The 6,658-nt window shown below is 39.3% G+C and carries 7 protein-coding genes; all 7 read left to right on the top strand.

Going from position 1 to position 6,658, the window contains the following annotated elements:
• Positions 1-1,175, top strand: a 1,175-nt coding sequence (locus Q0X89_RS06085) for a hypothetical protein (protein WP_297692155.1), incomplete at its 5' end; no start/stop codon positions are given.
• A gap of 18 nt (positions 1,176-1,193) precedes the next feature.
• On the top strand, positions 1,194-3,212 hold the full coding sequence (locus Q0X89_RS06080; protein ID WP_297692154.1) for a gliding motility-associated C-terminal domain-containing protein: 2,019 nt from the start codon (positions 1,194-1,196) through the stop codon (positions 3,210-3,212).
• A gap of 4 nt (positions 3,213-3,216) precedes the next feature.
• Complete coding sequence (locus Q0X89_RS06075) at positions 3,217-4,185, top strand: type IX secretion system membrane protein PorP/SprF (RefSeq protein WP_297692153.1); 969 nt, start codon at positions 3,217-3,219, stop codon at positions 4,183-4,185.
• A gap of 87 nt (positions 4,186-4,272) precedes the next feature.
• The gene (gene idi / locus Q0X89_RS06070; protein WP_297692152.1) at positions 4,273-4,815 is read left to right on the top strand and encodes an isopentenyl-diphosphate Delta-isomerase; all 543 of its coding nucleotides are present in this window, start codon (positions 4,273-4,275) and stop codon (positions 4,813-4,815) included.
• A complete protein-coding gene (locus Q0X89_RS06065; protein ID WP_297692151.1) occupies positions 4,812-5,219 on the top strand; it encodes a 6-carboxytetrahydropterin synthase in 408 nt (135 codons plus the stop codon). Before idi ends, Q0X89_RS06065 begins: the two co-directional genes overlap by 4 nt.
• 3 nt (positions 5,220-5,222) lie before the next feature.
• Positions 5,223-5,678 carry a peroxiredoxin gene (locus tag Q0X89_RS06060; RefSeq protein WP_297692150.1) on the top strand — a complete coding sequence of 152 codons (456 nt, stop codon included), beginning with the start codon at positions 5,223-5,225 and terminating at the stop codon, positions 5,676-5,678.
• Positions 5,675-6,643, top strand: coding sequence for a type I phosphomannose isomerase catalytic subunit (locus Q0X89_RS06055; RefSeq protein ID WP_297692149.1), 969 nt, complete (start codon positions 5,675-5,677; stop codon positions 6,641-6,643). Before Q0X89_RS06060 ends, Q0X89_RS06055 begins: the two co-directional genes overlap by 4 nt.
• The last annotated feature ends 15 nt before the right edge of the window (positions 6,644-6,658 follow it).

Genomic DNA, 6,658 nt, shown 5'->3' with positions numbered 1-6,658 from the left:
CCTTTGCAGTAAACGGCACAGACCTGGAGATTACAGATAGCAATGGAACGCTTTCGGTGCCTTTAGCTTCACTTGGCACAGACGATCAGAATATCGATGTATTAACGCTCAATGCAGCCACCAACATATTAACGGTAGGTATCGAAAACGGTAGTGACCTTACGGTCGACTTATCAGGTCTTGTATCCGACGGTTCGGAAACGGTAGTAACCGGGGCAGGGATTAATGTGGTAACCGGCACAGGAACTACAGCAGATCCTTATGTGATCACTGCTACGGAAGTAGACGGAAGTGTAACCAATGAGATAAACACGGCCTTTGCAGTAAACGGCACAGACCTGGAGATTACAGATAGCAATGGAACGCTTTCTGTACCACTTGCAAGTTTAGGCACGGATGATCAGAATATCGATGTATTAACGCTCAATGCAGCCACCAATGTATTGACTGTGGGAATAGAGAATGGTAGTGACCTTACGGTCGACTTATCAGGTCTTGTAGCCGACGGTTCGGAAACGGTAGTAACAGGAGCAGGTATCAATGTGGTAACCGGCACAGGAACCACATCAGATCCTTATGTGATCACTGCTACGGAAGTAGACGGAAGTGTGACCAATGAAATAAAGATCACTGCTACGGAAGTAGACGGAAGTGTAACCAATGAAATAAACACAGCCTTTGCAGTAAATGCAGGGAACCTTGAGATCACCGATAGTGATGGAACTTTGTCAGTACCTCTTTCGAGTTTAGGTACAGACGATCAAACAGCTTCTGAAGTAAATTCTGATGTCCCTGTTGATGTTGATGGAGATGGGAATACAGAAGCAACAGTGGAGGATGTAATACAGGACATAGCACCTATTACCTCTAAAGCAGCACGTATATTTTATCCACCTTCAATAGCGGTAGATGCCTCTACAAATGGTGTAGGATATACGGTAGACCTTTACGCACAATATATAGCCCAGTTTGGAACGCCAACCGCAGCGAGCGCAGGAGCTCCCGCGGCCGTCCCAACATATGCAGCAACTGATTTATATTATTATGTAACCTATGCAGATCCTGCGGTATTTGCCAATATGAGTATCAATGCAAGTGGCGTCCTGACATATGATATCATTGGACAACCTGCAGATTACAATTCTTTAATCAACGTTGTATTTGTTGTTAAATAATAAGACATAAAGTCCCTAATGGGTTTGAAAACTGCAAACAGATATTATTTTCTAGTCCTCAGTACTGTATTTACATTACTGGGGATTAGTGCATCCAATGCTCAATTTTTACTTCAGGCACCTAACGGCGGTGACGAAAGTAATTATAGATGGTATGAAGCTTCTGATACCTCCACAGTATTAAGTACCGATTTCTTTTATGAGACGAGTACACCGGGAGTATATTTTGCCACTTATGATGGTACGTTATGCGGTTCTAATGCTACAGGATATTTTATATTAACAGATTGTACAGCTCCGGATAATCAGGTTACCCTGGACATTACCGCAAATGTCAGTGGTAGTGCTACGGTAAGCTGGAACCCTGCTGTTGGCGGTAATCAGTTACAGCCGGTAGTTACATCGACAACTTCGGTGGTACGTTATGTAGCCACAATTAGTAAAGCCGGTAATTCAATTGATCTTCCGGGTTTTACGGTGGTTTGTTTGCAGCAAGCTGCTACCTTAGTCGACGACTTTATTACGCTTGATGAAGATACTTCCGTCTTTGTTCCAATTTATGCCAATGACAGTGATCTGCCAACTATAGGAACTCTGACAACAACCAACCCAGCAAATGGAACTGTTACTATTAATGGCAATGGTACCCCTAATGATCCAACAGATGATATTGTTACATATATACCAAATCCGGATTATAACGGGCCTGACTCTTTTGACTATACAGTATGCAATACTACAGGAGATTGCAGTACAGCAACTGTTACAGTAGATGTACTGCCTATTGTAGATGCATTGCCGGATTCAATAGCCACAATAGAAGATATAGCTGTAGATATAGATGTTTTATTAAATGACAACGATATACCTACGATCGGAACACTTACGATTACTAGTCCGTCTGATGGCACAGCTGTAATCAATAATAACGGAACCCCCGGAGATCCTTCGGATGATATCATCACATATACTCCTAATCCTGGTTTTGTTGGGACAGATAGCTTTACGTATACATTATGCGATAGTTTATCCAATTGCAGTACCACCACAGTTACCATCCTTGTAAACCCGGTTGGAGTAGATCTTGATACAGACAATGATGGAATAGTAGACAGTTTTGAAGATTTAAACTTAGATGGAGATAATGATCCTACTACAAATCCAACAGATACCGATGGTGATGGTATAGCAGATTATCTGGATATAGATAGTGACGATGATGGTATTCCGGACAATGTAGAAGCGCAAACCACGGCAGGATATACTGCACCGAGCGGTATAGATGCCAATAGTAATGGTTTGGATGATGTATATGAAAATGGTGGTGGATTAGGAATTCTACCTGTGGATACAGATGGTGATGGTCTGCCGGATTATGTTGATACCGATAGTGATGATGACAATGTTCCGGATAGTATTGAGGGACATGATATGGACAGAGATGGTATACCTGATGTGGTATTTATTGGATCTGACAAGGATAATGATGGCCTTGATGACGGCTATGAAGGTTATACAACTATAGATGACGATGTAAATGATGAAATTGATGATCCGTATGATATGTTGCCAAATACAGATGGTGATTCTGAATCTGACTATAGGGATACAGATGACGATGACGACCTTATACCTACCGCATCTGAAGATACCAACGGTGATGGAAATTTTGCTAATGATGATATGGATGCAGATGGTACACCGGATTATTTAGAACCTAATGCCAGTGAAGAGGACATTGAGGTATTCAATGTGGTAACCCCTAATGGAGACGGTGTTCATGATGTTTTAAGTATTAGAGGATTAGAAGATTTCCCCGATAATACAATTCGCATTTACAATAGATGGGGTGTACAGGTTTATACCACAAATGCTTATAACACCCAGGGTAATGTCTTTGATGGCACATCTCAAGGAAGAGCAACGGTGGATGTGGATAACAAGTTACCGGTGGGTACATATTTCTATATCCTTGATTATGTGAATGATGATGGTGTACAGAAATCGCTGTCCGGATATATATACATTAATAGATAGACCAATGCTACAGTTAAAACAAAAAAGTTATTTGCAGAGAAGCCTGAAAATTATATATGGCCTTCTGGTTTTTCTATTAGCCGGACATCTTCATGCGCAACAAGATGCACAGTATACTCAATATATGTATAACACGGTGAGTGTTAATCCGGCATACGCAGGTTCTCGTGGGCATATGAGTATTGCAGGCTTATATCGTTCACAATGGGTAGGTTTGGATGGAGCACCAAAAACGCAAACTTTCAATATGCATACACCCTTGGGCTATAGAGGGGTTGGTCTTGGAGTATCTGTAGTAAACGACCAAATAGGACCTACATCTGAAACTTTTTTTGATATTGACTTTTCGTACACCCTGCAACTGGCAGAGGAATCTCGTTTAAGTTTTGGATTAAAAGCAAGCGCAAGTTTGTTAGATATCAGGTTTTCTGAGTTAAACCAGGATGTAACAAACCCCGGAGGACCCGATCCAACATTACAGCAGGATATTACAAACAGGTTCTCACCGAATATAGGTGCAGGAGTTTATTATCATACAGAAAGGTTTTATGCAGGTTTATCGGTTCCCAGATTTTTGGAAACCTCCCATTTTGATGAATCTTCTCTATCAACAGCCAAGGAACAAATGAATTTATATCTCATCACAGGTTATGTTTTTGATATGAGTGCATTTTGGAAATTTAAACCTGCTTTACTTCTTAAAGCCACACAGGGTGCACCCTTAGGAGTTGATTTATCAGCTAACTTTATGTACAATGATAAATTCATAATGGGGCTCGCTTACAGATGGGACGCTGCATTCAGCGGATTGGTAGGTTTTCAGATTTCACCTTCATTTCTACTCGGCCTGGCATATGACAGGGAAATTACAGAATTGGGACAGGCTGCCTTTAACAATGGTTCTTTCGAAATAATTTTGCGATATGAATTCATAAAAGTAAAAGGAAACCTAAAATCTCCGCGCTTCTTTTAGAACTATCTCAGCTTAAGCTAACTTACTTAATCAACTTTTTTGATCCTCTTAACCCAGAATATGGCATAAAGGTGCTATTTTTGCTGGATGGGAAATAAAAAAGAGGAAAATGTTATTCTCGTAAATCAATTGGATGAAGAGATTGGTATAATGCCAAAAATGGAAGCACATGAAAAAGCTGTACTGCATAGGGCTTTTTCTGTTTTTATTATGAATAAAAATGGTGAGACTATGCTACAGCAAAGGGCTGAACATAAATATCATTCTCCTTCATTGTGGACAAATACCTGTTGTAGTCATCAACGCCAGGGTGAAACCAGTTTGGAGGCCGGAAAAAGGAGATTACAGGAAGAAATGGGTTTTAAAACCGATTTAAAGGAACTTTTCTGGTTTATTTATAAAGCGCCATTTGACAACGGTTTAACCGAGCATGAGCTCGACCATGTGATGATAGGTTATTATGATGATCCACCAAATATTAACCAGGACGAAGTGGCCGATTGGAAATGGATGAGTCCAGAAAATATCAAAAAAGATATTTCAGATAATCCGGAATCGTATACAGTTTGGTTCAAAATAATATTTGAAAAGTTTTATGATCACCTTGTAGAGAATCACCAGATAGTATGAAAGTAAAAGTCAGTAGAAAGGCTCATTTTAATGCAGCCCACCGTTTATATCGAAAAGATTGGGATGATGCTAAGAATAATCTGGTTTTTGGTAAATGTAATAATCCCAATTATCATGGACACAACTATGAATTAGTAGTTAGCGTGACAGGGGAGATTGATCCCGAGACCGGTTTCGTAATAGACATGAAAATTCTGAAGGATTTGATCAAGTCTGAGATAGAAGATGCTTTGGATCATAAGAATTTAAATGTTGAAGTTCCTGAATTTAAGACGTTAAATCCAACTGCGGAAAATATTGTTATAGTTATCTACAATAAATTACTTCCGCATATAGATTCAAATAAGGAACTCGAAGTTGTTCTTTATGAAACTCCTCGTAATTTTGTCACCTACAATGGATAGATCATGGGTCTGAAGGTGGGACAAGTCATACCGCAATTTTCATTGCCCGATCAGGACGGTAAGCTATTCAACAGCAATGATATAGTAGGCAAGAAACCTTTTGTAATTTTTTTTTATCCTAAGGATTACACCCCTGGGTGCACATTAGAAGTATGTTCATTCAGGGACAGTTATGAGGAATTCACCGAACTTGGAGCAACAGTCATCGGCATAAGTTCCGATTCTGAAAATACACATCGTAGATTTGCATCAAAATATAAGCTGCCATTTAAACTTTTGGCCGATAGGCAAAAGAAAGTACAAAGTTTGTTCAAAGTAGAGAGCAAGTTGTTTAATTTACTTCCGGGCAGGGAAACTTATGTAGTAAGCAAGGAAGGTGTGATATTGATGGCCTTTAATAGTATTAATGCCTCATTACACATGAAAAAGGCTTTAAATACGTTGAAGAAATTGAAATGAACTTATATCCGATTAAATTTTACCCTATTCTTAAAGAACGTCTTTGGGGAGGAACAAAACTGGGTACCATTTTAGGCAAAGAACTGGAAAGTGATCTGGTTGGGGAGAGTTGGGAAATATCCGGCGTAAACGGAGACGTTTCAATCGTTGCCAATGGTCCTCATAAAGGAACTTCCCTAACAAATCTAATTGACGAATTTCCTGAAGCTATTCTCGGGAAAAGTGTTTTAGAACGATTTGGTAAGGAGTTCCCTATCCTCATTAAATTCATTGATGCACAGAAAGACCTCTCCATTCAGTTACATCCTAATGATGAACTAGCAAGAAAGCGTCACAATTCTTTCGGAAAAACTGAAATGTGGTACGTAATGGATTCTGATGAAGATGCCGAGTTGATAATTGGCTTTAATGAAGATGTTACGGAGGAAATCTATACAGAAAGCCTGAAGAATAATTCGCTAACAGACTTATTAAACTATGAGAGTGTTAGCGAAGGGGACACCTACTTTATAAATGCAGGTAAAATACACGCCATAGGTGCAGGGGTACTGATAGCGGAAATACAGCAAACTTCTGACCAAACCTATAGGGTGTATGACTATAACAGAAAAGATGCAGATGGAAATCCAAGAGAATTACATACAGAATTGTCGCTTGATGCTATTGATTATGCCAAAAAAGACGATTTTAAAGTTAGCTATGAGCAGAAAATGAACGCTGCTAACCCCATGGTAAATTGCCCTTATTTTAAAACCAATTTTATCAGCTTAAATCAAAATATCCGTTTTGATGTATCAGATCGGGATTGCTTTACCATATACATGTGTATTGATGGTGATGTTTTAATAGAAAACGATTTTGGATCGATCTTGATTAAAAAAGGCGAGACCGTTTTAGTACCTGCTAGTAGTAGCCATATTCTTTTGAATTCTGAACAAGCAAAACTTCTGGAAATTACTGTTTGAAATAGCGTACTTTTA

The sequence above is a fragment of the uncultured Eudoraea sp. genome, from assembly GCF_947258525.1.
Taxonomy (GTDB): Bacteria; Bacteroidota; Bacteroidia; order Flavobacteriales; family Flavobacteriaceae; genus Eudoraea.
This window is presented reverse-complemented; position numbering and strand designations above follow the sequence as displayed.